The 16,026-nt window shown below is 75.3% G+C and carries 16 protein-coding genes; 10 read left to right on the top strand and 6 right to left on the bottom strand.

Going from position 1 to position 16,026, the window contains the following annotated elements:
• Positions 1–27 precede the first annotated feature (27 nt).
• From AB5J87_RS06980 to AB5J87_RS06965, 4 genes are read left to right on the top strand one after another with little or no spacing between them, the layout of a single operon-like run.
• Positions 28–861, top strand: coding sequence for a M55 family metallopeptidase (locus AB5J87_RS06980; RefSeq protein WP_369375139.1), 834 nt, complete (start codon positions 28–30; stop codon positions 859–861).
• A complete protein-coding gene (locus tag AB5J87_RS06975) occupies positions 854–2,182 on the top strand; it encodes a M20/M25/M40 family metallo-hydrolase (RefSeq protein ID WP_369375137.1) in 1,329 nt (442 codons plus the stop codon). The genes AB5J87_RS06980 and AB5J87_RS06975 overlap by 8 nt, the downstream gene beginning before the upstream one ends.
• A 14-nt stretch (positions 2,183–2,196) precedes the next feature.
• Positions 2,197–4,242, top strand: coding sequence for a prolyl oligopeptidase family serine peptidase (locus tag AB5J87_RS06970; RefSeq protein WP_369375135.1), 2,046 nt, complete (start codon positions 2,197–2,199; stop codon positions 4,240–4,242).
• Complete coding sequence (locus tag AB5J87_RS06965; RefSeq protein WP_369375133.1) at positions 4,239–5,186, top strand: LD-carboxypeptidase; 948 nt, start codon at positions 4,239–4,241, stop codon at positions 5,184–5,186. The genes AB5J87_RS06970 and AB5J87_RS06965 overlap by 4 nt, the downstream gene beginning before the upstream one ends.
• A 17-nt stretch (positions 5,187–5,203) precedes the next feature.
• Here the strand turns inward: AB5J87_RS06965 and AB5J87_RS06960 are convergent, their stop codons facing one another.
• Complete coding sequence (locus AB5J87_RS06960) at positions 5,204–6,295, bottom strand: adenosine deaminase (protein WP_369375131.1); 1,092 nt, start codon at positions 6,293–6,295, stop codon at positions 5,204–5,206.
• Positions 6,296–6,339: 44 nt separating this feature from the next.
• On the bottom strand, positions 6,340–7,080 hold the full coding sequence (locus tag AB5J87_RS06955; RefSeq protein WP_369375129.1) for a GntR family transcriptional regulator: 741 nt from the start codon (positions 7,078–7,080) through the stop codon (positions 6,340–6,342).
• A gap of 184 nt (positions 7,081–7,264) precedes the next feature.
• Between AB5J87_RS06955 and AB5J87_RS06950 the strand changes: the two genes are divergently transcribed.
• The 4 genes from AB5J87_RS06950 (at position 7,265) to AB5J87_RS06935 (ending at position 10,721) form a co-directional block, all read left to right on the top strand.
• On the top strand, positions 7,265–7,510 hold the full coding sequence (locus AB5J87_RS06950) for a lipopolysaccharide assembly protein LapA domain-containing protein (RefSeq protein WP_369375127.1): 246 nt from the start codon (positions 7,265–7,267) through the stop codon (positions 7,508–7,510).
• 100 nt (positions 7,511–7,610) lie between these two features.
• Positions 7,611–8,048, top strand: coding sequence for a YdeI/OmpD-associated family protein (locus AB5J87_RS06945; protein ID WP_369375125.1), 438 nt, complete (start codon positions 7,611–7,613; stop codon positions 8,046–8,048).
• A gap of 40 nt (positions 8,049–8,088) precedes the next feature.
• Positions 8,089–8,661 (top strand): GNAT family N-acetyltransferase, encoded by a 573-nt coding sequence (locus AB5J87_RS06940; RefSeq protein WP_369375123.1) that lies wholly within the window; start codon positions 8,089–8,091, stop codon positions 8,659–8,661.
• Positions 8,662–8,753: 92 nt separating this feature from the next.
• A complete protein-coding gene (locus AB5J87_RS06935; protein ID WP_369375121.1) occupies positions 8,754–10,721 on the top strand; it encodes a DUF5107 domain-containing protein in 1,968 nt (655 codons plus the stop codon).
• 74 nt (positions 10,722–10,795) lie between these two features.
• On the opposite strand, the gene AB5J87_RS06930 is transcribed toward AB5J87_RS06935, so the two are convergent.
• Together AB5J87_RS06930 and AB5J87_RS06925 are read right to left on the bottom strand one after the other, a co-directional pair.
• Positions 10,796–11,146, bottom strand: coding sequence for a VOC family protein (locus tag AB5J87_RS06930; RefSeq protein ID WP_369375119.1), 351 nt, complete (start codon positions 11,144–11,146; stop codon positions 10,796–10,798).
• Between the two features lie 24 nt (positions 11,147–11,170).
• Entirely contained in the window at positions 11,171–11,986 is an 816-nt protein-coding gene (locus AB5J87_RS06925) for a methyltransferase domain-containing protein (protein ID WP_369375117.1), read from the bottom strand.
• A gap of 226 nt (positions 11,987–12,212) precedes the next feature.
• On the opposite strand from AB5J87_RS06925, the gene AB5J87_RS06920 reads away from it, so the two are divergent.
• Positions 12,213–12,974, top strand: a complete 762-nt coding sequence (locus AB5J87_RS06920) for an MBL fold metallo-hydrolase (protein ID WP_369375115.1) — start codon at positions 12,213–12,215, stop codon at positions 12,972–12,974.
• A 58-nt stretch (positions 12,975–13,032) separates the two neighbouring features.
• Here the strand turns inward: AB5J87_RS06920 and AB5J87_RS06915 are convergent, their stop codons facing one another.
• A complete protein-coding gene (locus AB5J87_RS06915; RefSeq protein WP_369375113.1) occupies positions 13,033–14,586 on the bottom strand; it encodes a bifunctional phosphatase PAP2/diacylglycerol kinase family protein in 1,554 nt (517 codons plus the stop codon).
• 74 nt (positions 14,587–14,660) lie between these two features.
• Between AB5J87_RS06915 and AB5J87_RS06910 the strand changes: the two genes are divergently transcribed.
• Entirely contained in the window at positions 14,661–15,251 is a 591-nt protein-coding gene (locus AB5J87_RS06910; protein WP_369375111.1) for a TIGR03086 family metal-binding protein, read from the top strand.
• A gap of 203 nt (positions 15,252–15,454) precedes the next feature.
• On the opposite strand, the gene AB5J87_RS06905 is transcribed toward AB5J87_RS06910, so the two are convergent.
• Positions 15,455–15,889, bottom strand: coding sequence for a CBS domain-containing protein (locus tag AB5J87_RS06905; RefSeq protein WP_369375109.1), 435 nt, complete (start codon positions 15,887–15,889; stop codon positions 15,455–15,457).
• Positions 15,890–16,026 lie beyond the last annotated feature (137 nt).

Here is a 16,026-nt window from a genome sequence, read left to right as displayed (position 1 = left end):
CCTCCCCGACGCGTACCGTGATGCGGCATGAAGATCCTCATCAGCGCCGACATGGAGGGCGCCACCGGTGTGACCTGGCCCGCCGACGTGCTGCCGGGAACCCCGCAGTGGGAGCGCTGCCGGGCCCTGTTCACCTCCGACGTGAACGCGGCGGCGCTGGGCTTCTTCGACGGCGGCGCCGACGCCGTGCTCATCAACGAGGCGCACTGGACCATGCGCAATCTGCTGCTGGAGCGCCTGGACGACCGGGTGGAGATGCTCACCGGGCGGCACAAGGCGCTCTCGATGGTGGAGGGAGTGCAGCACGGCGACGTGGACGGCATCGCCTTCGTCGGCTACCACACCGGCGCGGGCACCGAGGGCGTGCTCGCCCACACGTATCTGGCCAACTCGATCACCGGAGTCTGGCTCGACGGGGTCCGGGCGAGCGAGGGGCTCCTCAACGCACGGGTGGTCGCCGAGTGCGGGGTGCCGGTGGTCCTGGTCACCGGGGACGATCTGACCTGCGCCGACGCCGAGGGCTATGCGCCCGGCGCCCGCAAGGTGGCAGTCAAGGACCATGTCTCGCGGTACGCGGCGGTGTGCCGCACCCCCGCCCGTACCGCCGCCGACATCCGCGCCGCCGCCCGGGAGGCCGCCGCGCTCGCGGTGCGCCACGAGCCGGTGGCGGCCGGGCCGTTCACCGTGGAGCTGGAGTTCGACGCGGAGCACCTGGTGGTGGCGGCCGCCGTGGTGCCGGGGACCGAACGGACCGGGGAGCGCCGGGTCGCCTACACCAGCCCCACCATGTACGAGGGCATCCGCACGTTCAAGGCGGTCACCACATTGGTCTCGGCCGCGATCGAGGAGCAGTATGGCTGAGCAGCACATCGACGGCACGGCGCTGGCCGAGGTGGTCGACTTCACCTCGGAGCTCATCCGGATCGACACCACCAACCGGGGCGGCGGGGACTGCCGGGAGCGGCCCGCCGCCGAGTACGTGGCCGAGCGGCTGGCCGCCGCCGGGCTCGAACCCGCGCTGCTGGAGCGCACCCCGGGGCGCGCCAACGTGGTCGCCCGGATCGAGGGCACCGACCCCTCGGCCCCCGCCCTGCTGGTCCACGGCCATCTCGACGTGGTGCCCGCCGAGCCCGCCGACTGGAGCGTGCACCCCTTCTCCGGCGAGGTCCGCGACGGCGTGGTGTGGGGGCGCGGCGCCGTCGACATGAAGAACATGGACGCGATGGTCCTGACCGTCGTACGGGCCTGGGCGCGCGCCGGGATCCGGCCCCGCCGGGACATCGTCCTCGCCTACACCGCCGACGAGGAGGCCAGCGCCGCCGACGGCTCCGGCTTCCTGGTCGAGCGGCACGCCGGTCTCTTCGAAGGGTGCACCGAAGGCATCAGCGAGTCGGGCGCGTTCACCTTCCACGCGGGTCCCGGCATGGAGCTCTACCCGATCGCGGCCGGGGAGCGCGGCACGGGCTGGCTCAAGCTCACCGCGCGCGGCCGGGCCGGGCACGGCTCCAAGGTCAACCGGGCCAACGCGGTCAGCAGACTGGCCGCGGCGGTCGCCCGCATCGGCGAGTACCGGTGGCCCAGCCGGCTCACCCCCACCGTGCTCGCCGCGCTCACCGAGCTCGCCGCGCTGCACGGCATCGACACCGACCCGGGCGCCCCGGACTTCGACGTGGACGAGCTGCTCGGCAAGCTGGGACCCGCCGCCGCCCTGGTCGAGGCGACCGTGCGCAACAGCGCCAACCCGACGATGCTGGACGCCGGTTACAAGGTCAACGTCATCCCGGGGCACGCCACCGCGTACGTGGACGGCCGGTTCCTGCCCGGCGGCGAGGACGAGTTCCGCGCCACCCTCGACCGGCTCACCGGGCCCGACGTCGACTGGGAGTACCACCACAAGGAGGTGGCCCTCCAGGCGCCGGTCGACTCGCCGACGTACGCCAAACTGCGCGCGGCCATCGAAGAGTTCGCCCCGGGGGCGCACACTGTCCCGTACTGCATGTCGGGCGGGACCGACGCCAAGCAGTTCTCCCGGCTCGGCATCACCGGATACGGCTTCTCGCCGCTGCGGCTGCCGCCCGGATTCGACTACCAGGCCCTGTTCCACGGCGTCGACGAACGGGTCCCGGTGGACGCGCTGCACTTCGGGGTGCGCGTCCTCGACCACTATCTGCGGTCCGCATAGGGGGAGTTGGAGACATGGTGCCCACCGGGGCCTACGGAACCTGGCCGTCACCGATCGACGCGGCGCTCGCCGCCGCCCACGACGGCTCGCCCGAGTACGTCGGCGTGGTCGGCGACGAGGTGTGGTGGACCGAGCCGCGCCCCGCCGAGGGCGGCCGGCGCGCCCTGGTGCGCCGCCGGCCGGACGGCACGGCCGAGCCGGTCCTGCCCGCGCCCTGGAACGTGCGCTCCCGGGTCATCGAGTACGGCGGCAGGCCCTGGGCCGGGACCGCGCGCGGCGAGGGCGGTCCGCTGGTCGTCTTCGTCCACTTCGCCGACCAGCGCCTCTACGCCTTCGAGCCCGACGGCGCCGGGGCGCCCCGGCCGCTCTCCCCGCTCTCGGCGGTCGGCGGCGGACTGCGCTGGGCCGATCCGGTCGTGGTGGCCGCGCGCGATGAGGTGTGGTGCGTGCTGGAGGAGTTCACCGGGGACGCGCCCGGGGACGTCCGGCGCGTGCTCGCGGCCGTACCGCTGGACGGCTCGGCCGCCGAGGACCGCACCCGGGTGCGCGAACTCTCCGACGGGCGCCACCGCTTCGTCACCGGCCCCCGGCCCTCCCCGGACGGACGGCGCGCCGCCTGGCTCGCCTGGGACCACCCCCGGATGCCGTGGGACGGCACGGAGGCGGTCGTCGCGGAGCTCGGCGCCGACGGGACGTTCGGCGGGGCGCGGACGGTGGCGGGCGGGCCCGCGGAGTCCATCGCCCAGGTGGACTGGGCGGCGGACGGCGCGCTGCTGTTCGCCTCCGACCGCACCGGCTGGTGGAACCTCTACCGGATCGCCGCCGTGCCGCCGCTCGCGACCTCCTCCCACCCCGGCGACCGCCCGGCCGGGCCGCCCCGGGAACTCACCGCCGAACCGGTGGCGCTGTGCCCGCGCGAGGAGGAGTTCGGCGGGCCGCTGTGGCAGCTCGGCCGCCGCTGGTTCCACCCGCTGGAGAACGGGCTGATCGCGGTGGTGCACGGCAGGGGCGCCACCGCCCTGGGCATCCTCGACCCGGAGAGCGGCGAAGTCGTCGACGCGGCCGGGCCGTGGACCGCCTGGCAGTGCACGCTGGCCGTGCACGGCAGCCGGGTCGTCGGAGTCGCGGCCAGCCCGCGCAGCGCGTTCGAGGTGGTCGAGCTGGACACCCGCTCGGGCCGCACCCGGGTCGTGGGGTGCGCCCACGACGACCCGGTGGACCCCGCGTACTACCCGGAACCGCAGATCCGCACCTTCACCGGGCCCGGCGGCCGGGAGATCCACGCGCACGTCTACCCGCCCCACCACCCGGGCCGCGCCGCGCCCGGCGACGAGCTGCCGCCGTACGTGATCTGGGCGCACGGCGGCCCCACCAGCCAGGTCCCGCTCGTCCTCGACCTGGAGATCGCCTACTTCACCTCGCGCGGCATCGGCGTCGCCGAGGTCAACTACGGCGGCTCCACGGGTTACGGGCGGGAGTACCGCGAGCGGCTGCGCGAGCAGTGGGGCGTGGTCGACGTCGAGGACTGCGCGGAGGTGGCCGCGGCGCTCGCCGACGAGGGCACCGCCGACCCCGCGCGGCTCGCGATCCGCGGCGGCAGCGCGGGCGGCTGGACCTCGGCGGCCTCGCTCGCCACCACCGACGTGTACGCCTGCGGCACCATCACCTACCCCGTCCTCGACCTCTCCGACTGGTCCTCCGACGAGGGCACGCACGACTTCGAGGCGCGGTACACCGAGTCCCTGATCGGCCCCGCCGACGAGTACCCCGGCCGCTACGCCGAGCGCTCCCCGATCACCCACGCCGACCGCATCCGGGCGCCGTTCCTGCTGCTCCAGGGGCTGGACGACGTGATCTGCCGGCCGGTGCAGTGCGAGCGCTTCCTGGCCAGGACGGCCGGGAGCGGCATACCGTACGCGTACCTCGCCTTCGAGGGCGAGGGCCACGGCTTCCGCCGTGCCGACACCATGATCCGCGCCCTGGAGGCCGAACTGTCGCTGTACGCCCAGACGTTCGGCATCGACCGGCGCGACGTGCCCCTGCTGGAGCTGATGAAGTGACCTCCGCGCACCACCCCCCGGCCCCGCTCGTCCGCCCCGCCCGGCTCCGGCCGGGCGCCCGGGTGGCGGTGGTCGCCACCAGCGGACCGGTGGTCGGGGAGCGGCTCGACGCCGGGCTCGACATCCTGCGCGGCTGGGACCTCGACCCGGTCGTGATGCCGCACGTGCGCGAGCGCCACCCGCGGTTCGGCTATCTCGCGGGCGGCGACGAGGACCGGGCGCGCGACCTCCAGGAGGCGTGGTGCGACCCGTCCGTGGACGCGGTGCTCTGCGCGCGCGGCGGCTACGGCGCCCAGCGCATGGTGGACCTGCTCGACTGGACCGCGCTGCGGGCCGCCCGGCCCAAGCCGTTCGTCGGCTACAGCGACGTGACCGCGCTGCACGAGGCGTTCGCGCTGCGCCTCGGCCTCGCCACGCTGTACGGGCCGATGGTGTCGGCGGGCACGTTCCTCAAGGACGACACCACCCAGCGCTCCCTGCGCACCACCCTGTTCGAGCCGGAGGCGGCGAGGGTGCTCGCCCCCGGCACGGCCCGGCCGCTGGTGCCCGGCCGGGCGCGCGGCACCACCTTCGGCGGCTGTCTCGCCCTGCTCGGCGCCGACGTCGGCACCCCGACGGGCCGGCCCTCGGCGCACGGCGGACTGCTGATGATCGAGGACGTCGGCGAAGAGGACTACCGGATCGACCGGATCCTCACCCAGCTGCTGCGCGCGGGCTCCCTCGACGGCGTCACCGGGGTCGCGCTCGGCTCCTGGGAGGAGTGCGGCCCGTACGAGAGGGTGCGGGCGGTGCTGCACGAGCGGCTGGCCCCGCTGGGCGTGCCCGTGGTCGAGCACTTCGGCTTCGGCCACTGCGAGAGCGCGCTGACCGTGCCGCTCGGGGTGCCCGCCGCCCTGGACGCCGACGCGGGCACCCTCACGTTCGAGGTGCCCGCGCTGGCGTAGCCGGGGGGCGGGGCGCCTCAGAGGGCGGCGTACCCCGGGCGGACCAGCTCGTCGACGATGCGGCGGCGCTCCGGCAGCGGCAGGAACGCGGCCTCCACGGCGGCGACGGTGAGCTGCTCGAACACCTCGGGGCCGTAGCCGAAGGCGTCCGCCATGTGCTGGAACTCCTCGCTCATGGTGGTGCCCGAGACCAGCCGGTTGTCGGTGTTCAGGGTGACCCGGAAGCCCAGGCGGCGCAGCAGGTCGACCGGGTGCGAGGCGTAGTCCTTGGCGGCGCCGGTCTGCAGGTTGGAGGTCGGGCAGACCTCCAGCGCGATCGCGTTGTCCCGCACATAGGCCGCGAGGTGGCCGAGCTCGGCGGTGCCGTCCTCGCGCACCGTGATGTCGTCGGTGATCCGCACGCCGTGGCCGATCCGCTCGGCGCCGCACACCTGCACGGCCTCGTGGATCGACTCCGCGCCGACGGCCTCGCCCGCGTGGATGGTGAAGTGGCAGTTGGCCCGCTTCAGGTGCTGGAAGGCGGGGAGGTGGCGGGCCGGCGGGTTGCCGATCTCGCCGCCCGCGATGTCGAACCCGGCCACCCCGCGGTCGCGGTGGGCCACGGTCAGCTCGGCGATCTCCAGCGAGCGGTCGGTGTGGCGCATGCCGGTGAGCAGGGCGCGGACCGTGATCCGGCCGCCGGTGCGGCGCTCGCCCGCCCGGAAGCCCGCGTTCACCGCGTCGACGACCTCGTCCAGGGTGAGCCCGCGCTCCAGGTGCTGCTCGGGCGCGTACCGCACCTCCGCGTAGACGACCCCGTCCGCCGCCAGGTCCTCGGCGCACTCCGCCGCGATCCGCTCCAGCGCCTCGCGGGTCTGCATGACCGCGCAGGTGTGGGCGAAGGTCTCCAGATAGCGCTCCAGCGAACCGGAGTCCGCCGCGTCACGGAACCAGAGGGCGAGCGCGGCCGGGTCCTCGGTCGGCAGGCCCTGGTAGCCGCAGGCGCGGGCGAGCTCGACGATGGTGGCGGGGCGCAGACCGCCGTCGAGGTGGTCGTGGAGGACGGCCTTCGGCGCGCGGCGTATCCAGTCGGCGACGGGCAGGGCGGCAGGGTTGTCAGACAAGTGCATGACGGGGGAGTGTACAGCCCCGGCGGGCACCGACGTCATACGTATCAGTTGCCCTGCAGCACGGGCAGCGCGGGCGCGCCCGTGGGGAGCATGTGCTTGGCCGCGAGCACCGGGGTCCCGGCCAGCCGCACCACCTGGGTGACCAGCACCGCGGGGGTGTCCGCCGGCCGGTCGAGCTGCTCGCCGCGGCGCCGCCCGAGCAGGGTCGCGGTGACCCCGCTGTGCGCGGTCAGCGCCACCCCGCGCGAGGCCCCGGCCAGCACCGCCAGCATGGACGAGCCGGGCTCCTCGGCGACGGCCGCGCAGAAGGCGGGGTGCAGCCGTCCGAGCACCTCGTCCGGAGCCGCCCACTCGTGGCTCAGCGCCACCGCCAGACCCTCGGCGACCAGGACCGTCTCCCAGAACCTGAGCTCGTGCCCGGCGGCCGGGAGCAGGTGCTGGGTGGTGAAGTCGGTCGGCTCCTCGACGCTGCGCAGCAGCGCCCGCGCCCGCACCGGGCCGCCCGCGCCCAGCAGCTCCTCCAGCGGCTGGAGCTGCTCGAAGCCGCGGCGCGGCGGGTCCGCGTTGACCGTGCGGCCCACCCCGCGGCGCACCGAGACCAGGCCGTCCTCCTGGAGCAGCAGCAGCGCCTCGCGCAGCGCCGGGCGGCTCACCCCCAGCTCGCCCGCGAGGCGGGGTTCGGAGGGGAGGGTGGAGCCCGGCGGGTAGGTGCCGTCGTGGATCGCGTCGGCGATCCGCTCGTAGAGGACGACCACCGGCCTGCGCTGCTGTCCGCTCACTGCCATGGGGTCAGCATGACCGGGGCGCCACTTGTCTGACAAGACGAGGCCGGCCCGTGCGCGCGCGGCCCGGCCACCGGCCACCGGCGGGTGCCGGCTCACCCGTACGGACGCCCCGGGGCGCCACCCGGTCCCGTACCCGCCCATCCTGTACGGAAGAGGCTGGCACCACCCCAGAAAGGGCCCGGTCATGAGCCCCAAGGATGCGTCGGGCGGGAGCAAGGGCGGCGGGCTCGGGGGCGCCCTGACCCCGTCCCGGGTCGCGGTCGTCACCATCGCGGTCCTCGCCCTGGTCTTCATCTTCGAGAACACCCGCCAGGTCAAGATCCGGCTGCTGATCCCCGAGGTCTCCATGCCGCTCTACCTGGCGCTGCTCGCGGTCTTCGTGGTGGGGGTGATCTGCGGCGGCTACTTCATCCGCAGACGCGGCAGATGACCGCCGGAACCGGGTGCGCGGACGAGCGTCAACCCCGGGTATATCGTGGCGAGTCGAGGCGTGCGGTGACACCGGCGCGGCGACGACGAGGAGAGCGCGCATGAAGTTCACGGCCAAGGTCATCCCCTCCGGGAACGCCCTGGGTGTGGAGGTGCCGCAGGAAGTGATCGACGGCCTCGGGCAGGGCAAGCGGCCCCCCGTCGTGGTCGCGGTCAACGGCCACTCCTGGCGCACCCGCATCGCCGCCATGCGCGGCCAGATCCTCATCGGCATCAGCGCCGCCAACCGCGAGGCGAGCGGCATCGAGGCGGGCGAGGAGATCGAGGTCGAGGTGGCGCTCGACGACGAGCCGCAGGTGGTCGAGCCGCCCGCCGACCTCGCCGAGGCGCTGGACGCGGATCCGGCGCTGCGCGCCGCGTACGACCGGATGGCCTTCAGCCTCAAGCGCAAGCAGGTCGGCGAGATCGAGAGCGCCAAGAGCCCGGAGACGCGCCAGCGGCGCATCGACAAGATGGTGGAGTCGCTGCGCGGCAAATAAGGGCGGGCCGCGGCGGGAGGACCGCCAGTAGCCTGACCCGATGCCTGACAAGACCACGTATCTCGCCGAGGGCCCCCGGGTGGGCATCCGCCACTTCACCCTTGAGGACGGGCCGGAGTTCACCGCGCTCGCCCGCGAGAGCCGCGCCCTGCACGCGCCCTGGCTCTTCCCGCCCGGCGACCTCGCGGCGTACGCGGAGTACGCGGGGCGGCTGATCGAGGATCCGACACGGGCGGGCTTCCTCGTCTGCACCCTCGACGACGACCGGATCGCCGGGTTCGTCAACATCAACAACATCGTCCAGGGCGCCTTCCGGAGCGGCGCGCTCGGCTACGGCGCCTTCGCGCACGCGGCCGGGCGCGGGCTGCTGGGCGAGGGCCTGGACCTGGTCCAGCGGTATGCGTTCGGCGCGCTGGGCCTGCACCGCCTGGAGGCGAACATCCAGCCCGCGAACGTGGCCTCCGTCGCGCTGGTGCGCCGCGCCGGTCACCGGCTGGAGGGGTTCTCGCCGGACTTCCTCCTCATCGACGGCGCCTGGCGCGACCACCAACGCTGGGCGATCACCGCCGAGATGGTCCCGCCGCCCCCCTCGGCCGCCTTTGCGCAATCCTGACCCGGAGCTCCCCTGGTCAGTGCGGCGCCCGCCGTGTTCCATGGTCACCGGGCGGCCGTGCGGGGCCGTCCGCGCGAGGGAGTGAGGTTGCCTTGGCCACCAGCGTGCGACGCGCCGTACTGACCCTGCCCGCCGCCCCGTTGGGGCAGCCCAACCCGTTGCCCGCGCTGCGCCCGCTCGACGAGGCGCACACGCTGGACGCGCGGGCGAGAGAGGGCCTGCCGCGCGAGATGGCCCGCCAGATCGGCCACGCGCCGCTGGGCACGGTCCTGCCGGTGCGGATCCTCGACGGCTACGGGCGCGAGCGCGCCCCCGCCGACCTCGACGCCCTCGTCCTGGAGAACGAGCGGCTGCGCGTCACCGTCCTGCCCGGCCTCGGCGGCCGGGTCCACTCCCTGTTCCACAAGCCCACCGGCCGTGAACTCCTCTACCGCAACCCGGTGTTCCAGCCCGCCGACTTCGCGCTCAACGGCGCCTGGTTCTCCGGCGGCATCGAGTGGAACATCGGCGCCACCGGACACACCACCCTGTCCTGCGCACCGGTGCACGCCGCCGCCGTCCCGGCCCCCGACGGCGGCGAGATGCTCCGGCTGTGGGAGTGGGAGCGGCTGCGCGACCTGCCGTTCCAGGTGGACCTGTGGCTGCCCGCGGACTCCGACTTCCTCCGTGTGGGCGTCCGCGTGCGCAATCCGCACGAGCGCGCCGCCCCCGTCTACTGGTGGTCCAACATCGCCGTCCCGGAGGACCGGCGCACCCGGGTGCTCGCCCCGGCCGACGCGGCCTGGCACTTCGGCTACGAGCGCACCCTGCGCCGGGTCCCGGTCCCGCACCGCGACGGCGTCGACCGCACCTACCCGCTGAACAGCGAGTACCCCGCCGACTACTTCTACGACGTGCCCGACGGCGCCCGCCGCTGGATCGCCTCGCTCGACGGCGGGGGCCGCGGCCTGGTCCAGACGTCCACGGACCTGCTGCGGGGCCGCAAGCTGTTCCTGTGGGGCTCGGGTCGGGGCGGGCGCCGCTGGCAGGAGTGGCTGACGGAACCCGGCACCCCCGGCTACGCCGAGATCCAGGCGGGGCTGGCGCGCACCCAGCTGGAGCACGTCCCGCTGGAGGCGGGCGCGGAGTTCTGCTGGCTGGAGGCGTACGGGCCGCTCGCCGCCGACCCGGACACGGTCCACGGCGACGACTGGGCGGCGGCCCGCACCCATGTCGCCGACCGGCTGGAGCGCGTCCTGCCGCGCGGGCACGTCGAGGAGGCGTACGCGGCCTGGCGCCCGTACGCCGACGTCGAGCCGGTGACCGCCCTGGCCACGGGCTCCGGCTGGGGCGCCCTGGAGGTGCTGCGGGCAAACCTGAAGCTGCCGGGCACCCCGTTCCCCGAGAGCACGCTCGGCGCGGAGCAGGCGCCCTGGCTGGAGCTGCTGGGCGCCGGGGTGCTGCCCGAGCCGCGCCGGGTGGTGCCGCCCGGCCCGACCCTGGTCGCCCCGCACTGGCGGGACATGCTGGAGACGGCGCCCGCCTCGCCGCTCACCGAGTACCACCTCGGGGTCGCGCAGTGGCACGCCGGCGACCGCGCCCAGGCCGTACGGAGCTGGGAGCGCGGGCTGCCGCTCGCCCCCTCGCGCTGGCCGCTGCTGCGCTGCCTCGCCGTCGCCGACCGGCTGGCGGGCTACCCGGACCGCTCGGCCGAGCTGTACGCCGAGGCGTTCGACGACCTGTGCGAGGAGCGGCGCGACGGCGAGCACTGGACGGCGGCCGTGGCGGCGCTGGGCCGCGAGGCGATCACGGCGCTGCTCGCCGCGGGCCGCCCCGAGGGGGCGCGGGCGGTGTGGGACCGGCTGCGGCCCGCCGTGCGGCGGCGCGGCGCGTTCCGGCTCCTGGAGGCGCGCATCCTGCTCGCCGAGGGCGACCGGGCCGGAGCCCGGGCGGTCTTCGACGAGGGCTTCGAGGTGGCCGACCTGCGCGAGGGCGCCGAGATCCTGGACGAGGTCTGGGCCCGGCTCACGGACGAGCCGCTGCCGGACCGCTACGCGTACCGGATGCGGCCCGAGGAGTGAGCCGGGGGAGGGCGGCGGCGCCTCAACCGCCCTCCCTCCGCGCCGACTTCGCGCCTCCCGTGCGGGCCGGGCCGTCAGGCCGGCCCGCGGTCCACGTACTCGAAGACCGAGCCGTCCGGGTGCACCGCGATCAGATTGCGGCCCGCAGGGGTCGCCACCGGACCGGCGATCACCCGCGCGCCCGTCCCGGTGAGCGTGCGGTGGGCGTCGTCGACGTCCTTCACGGCGATCGTGGCCGCCACTTTGCGCAGGATCGCCAGCTCCGACTCCGGCCCGCTCATCAGCAGGAAGCAGCCGACCGCGGCGACGGACACGCCGCCCCGGTCGAAGCGCAGGGCCCTGCTTCCGGTGAGGCGTTCGTAGAAGACCACCGAGGTCTCCAGGTCGTCGACGCAGATGCGCAGTGTGGTGCCGAGAATCTCCATGCCCAGAAGCCTAGTTGGGGCCGGTCACACCCGGCAGAGGATCTCGCCGTGCGGCACCATGAACCACCCGTCCTCGTCGGCTCCCCAGGTGCGCCACCCCTCGGCGACCGCCGCCAGCCGCTCCGCCGTGGCGTGGCCGCCCCCGACCGCCAGCGCGGCGTACGAGGACGCCACCGTGCGGTCCGCCCACAGCCCGCTCCACCAGGCGCGCTCGGCGGGCTCGGTGAAGCACCAGGTGGCCGCGGTGGAGGTGATGTCGCTGAACCCGGCGCGGCGCGCCCAGGACCGCAGCCGCCGCCCGGCGTCCGGCTCGCCCCCGTTGGCCCGGGCGACCCGCTGGTACAGCGCGGCCCACTCGTCCAGCGCCGGGACCTCGGGGAACCAGGTGAAGGCGCCGTAGTCGCTGTCGCGGACCGCGACCAGACCGCCCGGCCGGGTGACCCGGCGCATCTCGCGCAGCGCCTGGACCGGGTCGCCCACGTGCTGCAGCACCTGGTGGGCGTGGACGACGTCGAAGGAGGCGTCGGGGTGGTCCAGGGCGTGGACGTCGGCCACCGCGAAGGACATGTTGCGCCGCCCGCGCTCCTCGGCGTGCGCCCGCGCCCGCTCGACGACGCCGGGGGCCGCGTCGACGGCCGTGACGTGGCCGTCGGGGACCAGCGCGGCCAGGTCGGCGGAGATGGTGCCGGGGCCGCAGCCGATGTCCAGGATCCGGGCGGCGGGGGTGAGTTCGCCGATTAGGTACGCGGCGGAGTTGGCCGCGGTGCGCCAGCTGTGCGAGCGCAGTACGGACTCGTGGTGGCCGTGCGTGTAGACGGCGGTCTCCCGGGCTTTCGGCATGGCGGTTCCCTCTCTCGGCGCGTGCTCGACCAGGTGCGGCCACCGTACGCCGCCATGTCGCATGCTGAGACCTGTGTTTCGCCATGTGGACAGCGCCGGTCGGGGCGCCGGGCGTGCTCCGGGGCGGTGCCCACCGGTCGAGTCGGCACTACCGGGGCCGTGGAACAACCCGTAGCGTCAACGGTGTTACCCCTGCCGAGCAAGGAAGATCACTTGGGAGGGCAGCATGGGTGAGATCTCGGTCCGGTACGTCGGCGGGCCGACCGCCGTCCTGGACATCTGCGGGGTGCGGCTGGTCACCGACCCCACCTTCGACGCGCCGGGCGACTACCCGGTCGGCCCCGGCCGCAAGCTGGTCAAGACCGCGGGGCCGGCCGTCGAGCCGGACGAGACGGGAGAGGTGGACGCGGTCCTGCTCTCCCACGACCAGCACCCCGACAACCTGGACGAGTCGGGGCGGGAGTACCTGGCGCGGGTGCCGCTCGTGCTGTCCACGGCCGCCGCCCGCACCCGGCTCGGCGACACGGTCACCGTCCTGCCGAACTGGCAGACGTACGCGCTGGGGGAGCGGCTGCGCATCACCGGCGTTCCGGCCCTGCACGGACCGGACGGCGCCGAGGAGTTCACCGGGGAGGTCACCGGCTTCGTCCTGCACGGCGACGCCGTCCCCACCGTCTATGTGAGCGGCGACAACGCCTCGCTCGGCCATGTCCGCGCGGTGGCCGGACGCTTCGGGCCCGTCGACGTGGCCGTGCTGTTCGCCGGGGCCGCCCGCACCCCGCTGCTCGACGGCGCCCCGCTGACCCTGACCAGCGAAGCCGCCGCCGAGGCCGCCCAGATCCTGGGCGCCCGCCATGTGGTGCCGCTGCACTTCGAGCACTGGGGCCACTTCAGCGAGGGCGCGGACTCGCTGACCGAGGCGTTCGCCGCCGCCGGACTCGGGGAGCGGCTGCGGCTCCTCAAGCCCGGCGGGGTCTTCACGGCATAGCGGCGGCCGTCGCGCCGTGGCGCGGGGGCGGGCCCCGGACACGGCGGGAGCAGGGGGCCTACGCGCGCGACGGCGGGCGGTACACCGTCAGCGCTTCCGGCAGCTTGTCGAGCGTCAACTCACCCCCTATGTGCGCCACTTCACCGTCGAACGCCACCGGGGTGCCCGGCTCCAGGGCGCCGACCCGCAGCCGGCGCATCCGGCCGGCGGCGTGGACGGGGGAGCGGCTGAGCGGTCCCGCCAGCGCGGCGGCGAGCAGCCGCAGACCGGGCAGGCGCCCGCCGTGCACCACCCGCACGTCCAGCAGGCCGTCCGCCAGGTCGTAGCGGTGGGCCGGGGCCGGGCCGAGGCGCTGGTAGAGGCAGTTGCCGGCGAACAGCAGCCACAGCGCGTGCGACGTGCCGTGCAGCTCGGCCCGGAGCGGGTGCTCGCCGCGCAGCACCTCGTAGGCGCCGAGGACCCCGGCCGCCCAGCCGCCGATCCGCGGCGACCAGCGCTCGCGCAGCCGCACCAGCTCCGGGTAGACGCCCAGGCTGAAGGTGTTCACGAAGTAGCCGGCGTCGGCGCCGTCCGGGCCCGGTGCGAACCGGCCCAGGTCCACCTTGACCGCCTCCCCCTCGGCCACCGCCCGCGCGGTGTCCTGCACCTCCTCGATGCCGAGGTCGAAGGCGAAGTGGTTGAGCGTCCCGCCCGGGAACACCGCGAGCGGCACCTGGTGCCGGACCGCCGTCACCGCCGCCAGGTTGACCGTGCCGTCACCGCCGCACACCCCGAGCGCCCGGCCGCGCACGGCCGCCTTCTCCATGGCCGCGGCCAGGTCCTCGGGCGCGCACTCCACCACCTCGGCCAGCGGCAGCGCCTCCCGGACCGCCGCGGCCTTGGCGGCGGCCGAGCCGGACGTCTCGTTCACCACGACGACCAGGTGCTCGCCGTCGGGCAGCGCGGGCGCCTGCGCGTACGGGCGCCCCGGCGCGGGGATCTGACGGCGGGTCGGCACCAGACCCCGTACGGCGAAGGCGGCGCCCACCCCCAGGGCCGCGCCGACCAGGACGTCGCCCGGATAGTGCACGCCCGTGTACACCCGGGAGGCGGCCACCGAGAACGCCACCGGCGCCACCACGGCGCCCCAGCCGCGCGACTCCAGGGCCACCCCCGTCGCGAACGCGGCGGCCGAGGCGGCGTGCCCCGACGGGAACGACGTGGTGATCGGCTGGTGCTTCAACTGCCGCACCAGCGGCACCAGATCGAGTATCGGACGGGTGCGGCGCACCGAGCGCTTGCCGATCGTGTTGACGGTCGCGGAGGCCAGCGCGAGCGAGGCCACCCCGCGCAGCGCCGCCCGGCGCGCCCGGGGCGAGCGGGTCGCGGCCATCGCGGCGGCGGTGCCGAACCACAGCAGCCCGTGGTCGGCGGCCCGGCTCAGCCGGGGCAGCACGGCGCGCGCACCGGGCCAGTCGCGGTCGGCGGCCACCTGGAACAGCGCCCGGTCACGGGCGCCGAGCCGCCGGGGCAGGGCGCCGAGCCGCCGGGGCAGGGCGGCGGGCCAGGAGGAGCGGGCGGGCGCGGCGGACGTGCGCGGCGGGGCCGGGGCGGAAGCGGACGGAAAAGACATGGCCCATGGGTACCCGCCCGCCGCTGCCGCAATCCGTGCTTGAGCCGTACGCCCCGGTCGGCCAGAGTGGCCCCATGGATTCCAGCGCAAGCGCCGACCACGCCCGCCTCCTCGAACGGCACCGCGAGGCCATCGCCCTGTTCGACTCCCGGGTCCGCGCCGTCGGACCCGACCAGTGGGACCTCCCCACCCCCTGCACCGAGTGGACCGTACGGGACCTCGTCAACCATCTGGCGGTCGAGCAGCTGTGGGTGGCGCCGCTGGTCACCGAGGGCCGCACCATCGCCGACGTCGGGGACGCCTACGACGGCGACGTCCTCGGCGCCGATCCGGCCGCGGCCTGGGAGTCGGCGAAGGAGGCGGCGCTCGCCGCGTTCGCCGGGCCGGGCGCGCTGGAGGGCACCGTGGAGCTCTCGTACGGCAAGACGCCGACCGCCGCGTACTGCTCGCAGATGGTCGCGGACGCCGTCGTGCACTCCTGGGACCTGTCCCGGGCGATCGGCGCCGACGAGCGGCTGCCGCGCGACCTCGTCGACGCCGCCGCCGCGGAGTTCGGCGGCTACGCCGACCAGCTGCCCCGCAGCCTCTTCGCCGAGCCGGTCGAGCCCCCGGCGGACGCGGACGCCCAGGTCCGCATGCTGGCGATGCTCGGCCGCGAGGCGTGAGGGGCGACGGCTGACGCACGGCGTACGAGCCACGACGCCCGACACGTGAGGTCCGATGCACGACGGCTGACCCAGGAAGCCTGCCGCGGGCCGCGGGAAGCCCGACACCCGACGTCCGACACTCGGCGTCCGCGACACGCCCCCGAACGCCCGGAACCCGGCGACGGCCTTCGGGGTGCCCCGGCCGCGCGCCGGGGCACCCCCTAGGCCGGTCCCGGTCCTGTCCCCGGGACCGCCCGTCCCAGCTCGGCCAGGGCCGAGCCGGGGTCCTGGTGCACGGCCACGTCGCCCAGGCTCACCACGCCGAGCGGGCGGCCGTCCTCGACCACGGGCAGCCGCCGCACCGCGTGCCGCCGCATCAGCCGCACCGCCGTGGCCACTTCGTCGTCGGGGCCGACGCACACCGGTGAACGGGTGCACACCGACTGCGCGCTGACCGTCAGCGGATCCGCGCCGTCGGCCACCGCGCGCAGGGTGATGTCCCGGTCCGTGAGCACCCCGACCAGCCGGTCGCCATGGGCCACCAGCACGTTCCCGACGTCCTGGGCGCGCATCAGCTGGGCCGCCTCCACCAGCGAGGCGTCGGGGCGCACGGCCGCGACCCCCGCCGTCATGACTTCCCTGACGTACCGTGCCATCGCTCTCCGCCTCGCCTCCGTCTCGGCTCCCGTCCCGCCGCAGTACCCCGTGCCGGAAGGTCCATGCCCGCACGGGGGCGTTTGGTCCCTCCGGGCCGGGGCAAGCGCACCACGTGCTTCGGAACGGAGGCACGTCC

This window comes from Streptomyces sp. cg36 (genome assembly GCF_041080675.1).
Taxonomy (GTDB): Bacteria; Actinomycetota; Actinomycetes; order Streptomycetales; family Streptomycetaceae; genus Streptomyces.
The sequence above is the reverse complement of the archived record's forward strand: the minus strand, read 5'-3'. Positions and strand labels throughout refer to the sequence as shown.

What these genes read in the sequence shown, in the direction of transcription:
- AB5J87_RS06980 (WP_369375139.1), top strand. Translation starts at nt 28, where the DNA reads ATGAAGATCCTCATCAGCGCCGACATGGAGGGCGCCACCGGTGTGACC.
- AB5J87_RS06975 (WP_369375137.1), top strand. Translation starts at nt 854, where the DNA reads ATGGCTGAGCAGCACATCGACGGCACGGCGCTGGCCGAGGTGGTCGAC.
- AB5J87_RS06970 (WP_369375135.1), top strand. Translation starts at nt 2,197, where the DNA reads ATGGTGCCCACCGGGGCCTACGGAACCTGGCCGTCACCGATCGACGCG.
- AB5J87_RS06960 (WP_369375131.1), bottom strand. Translation starts at nt 6,295, where the DNA reads ATGCACTTGTCTGACAACCCTGCCGCCCTGCCCGTCGCCGACTGGATA.
- AB5J87_RS06955 (WP_369375129.1), bottom strand. Translation starts at nt 7,080, where the DNA reads ATGGCAGTGAGCGGACAGCAGCGCAGGCCGGTGGTCGTCCTCTACGAG.
- AB5J87_RS06950 (WP_369375127.1), top strand. Translation starts at nt 7,265, where the DNA reads ATGAGCCCCAAGGATGCGTCGGGCGGGAGCAAGGGCGGCGGGCTCGGG.
- AB5J87_RS06945 (WP_369375125.1), top strand. Translation starts at nt 7,611, where the DNA reads ATGAAGTTCACGGCCAAGGTCATCCCCTCCGGGAACGCCCTGGGTGTG.
- AB5J87_RS06940 (WP_369375123.1), top strand. Translation starts at nt 8,089, where the DNA reads ATGCCTGACAAGACCACGTATCTCGCCGAGGGCCCCCGGGTGGGCATC.
- AB5J87_RS06930 (WP_369375119.1), bottom strand. Translation starts at nt 11,146, where the DNA reads ATGGAGATTCTCGGCACCACACTGCGCATCTGCGTCGACGACCTGGAG.
- AB5J87_RS06925 (WP_369375117.1), bottom strand. Translation starts at nt 11,986, where the DNA reads ATGCCGAAAGCCCGGGAGACCGCCGTCTACACGCACGGCCACCACGAG.
- AB5J87_RS06920 (WP_369375115.1), top strand. Translation starts at nt 12,213, where the DNA reads ATGGGTGAGATCTCGGTCCGGTACGTCGGCGGGCCGACCGCCGTCCTG.
- AB5J87_RS06915 (WP_369375113.1), bottom strand. Translation starts at nt 14,586, where the DNA reads ATGTCTTTTCCGTCCGCTTCCGCCCCGGCCCCGCCGCGCACGTCCGCC.
- AB5J87_RS06910 (WP_369375111.1), top strand. Translation starts at nt 14,661, where the DNA reads ATGGATTCCAGCGCAAGCGCCGACCACGCCCGCCTCCTCGAACGGCAC.
- AB5J87_RS06905 (WP_369375109.1), bottom strand. Translation starts at nt 15,889, where the DNA reads ATGGCACGGTACGTCAGGGAAGTCATGACGGCGGGGGTCGCGGCCGTG.